This window comes from Candidatus Thiosymbion oneisti, from assembly GCF_900092655.1.
In the GTDB taxonomy this organism is placed as follows: domain Bacteria; phylum Pseudomonadota; class Gammaproteobacteria; order Chromatiales; family Chromatiaceae; genus Thiosymbion; species Thiosymbion oneisti.
Genome location: NZ_FLUY01001244.1, coordinates 1 through 1,362 on the forward strand (window position 1 = coordinate 1; position 1,362 = coordinate 1,362).

General features: G+C 57.4%; 1 protein-coding gene. It reads left to right on the plus strand.

Features of this window, described 5'->3' with window-relative positions:
- The first annotated feature begins 206 nt into the window (after positions 1-206).
- Positions 207-1,289: a nitrogen regulation protein NR(II) gene (glnL, locus tag BQ17_RS12915; RefSeq protein WP_089727702.1), complete on the plus strand. Its 1,083-nt coding sequence runs from the start codon at positions 207-209 to the stop codon at positions 1,287-1,289.
- Positions 1,290-1,362 lie beyond the last annotated feature (73 nt).

Below are 1,362 nucleotides of genomic sequence, written 5' to 3' on the forward strand. Positions count from 1 at the left end.
ACTCTTCCTGCACCGCTATAATACGGAGCTATTGCCAGCTACTGGTTAAGCTGGCATTTAAAAATTAACCACCACCCGAAAATCTAGTGATACTTTCACAGTCTCTGGAGCGTGGGAACGAGCGCGAAATTTTCAGATTTTATGTCCTAAAATCAGTATCTTAATTTTTAGACAGCCTCTAACACCATCCATAGCCGGTAATACCCATGGTTTCCGCTGATCCGCTGGCCGGCCGCCTCGAGCAGAAGGTACTGGAGCATCTGGTCACCGCGGTGCTGCTGTTCGACGGCGACCTGTGCCTTACCTACATCAATCCGGCCGGGGAAATGCTGCTCCAGGCCAGCGCTCACCATGTGTTGGGGCAAAGCATCGGGACCCTGATGCCGTGGCCTGAGTGTTCAATGGAGCAGCGATTGCGCGACGCCTTGAGCATCCGGCGTCCGGTTACGGAAAGGGAGGTAACCATCCCGCTGTCCGGTGACCGTACCGTCAGGGTTAACTGCACGGTCTTGCCGCTCCACCAGTCCGACGCATCATCGGAGGCCCTGGTTGAGCTGTGCCAAGTGGATCGCCATCTGCGTATCGTCCGCGAAGAGCACCTGATCTCTCAACACCAGGCAGCGCAGGCCCTGATCCGAGGTTTGGCCCACGAGATCAAAAACCCGTTGGGCGGTCTGCGTGGTGCCGCCCAACTATTGGAGCAGGAGCTGCCGGATGAGTCGTTCCGTGAGCACACGCGCGTCATCATCGACGAGGTGGACCGGCTGCGGAAGCTGATCGACGAGATGCTCGGCCCGAACCTCATCCCTAAAAGGCAGTATGTCAATATTCATCAGGTGCTGGAACACGTGTGCGGACTCCTGTCGGCGGAGTATCCCGCGGGACCGGTCATCATCCGCGACTATGACCCCAGCATCCCGGATTTCAGAGCGGACCCCGACCGCTTGATCCAGGCCGTGCTCAATCTTGCCAGGAACGCGATTGCCGCAGCCGGACCGGACGGCCAGGTCGAGCTGCGGACCCGGGTGTTGCGCCGGTTCACGATCGGAAACAAAAGCCACCGCTTGGTCATGCAAGTGGAAGTTATCGATGACGGTGAGGGTATCGCCCCCGATTTATTGGATCGTATCTTCTTACCCATGGTATCCGAACGCCCGGGGGGAACCGGCCTGGGGTTGCCGATCGCTCAGGAATTGATCAACCAACACGGCGGGTTGATCGAATGCGAAAGTCGCCCCGGGAAGACGCGGTTCTTCATCTATTTACCGCTGGAGCCGTCCCATGACTAGTGTAGTGCGCTATAAATAGTGGAACTAACAGAGCTGCCACCTGTCCATTGTAGAGAGCCGATGCAGACAGGAG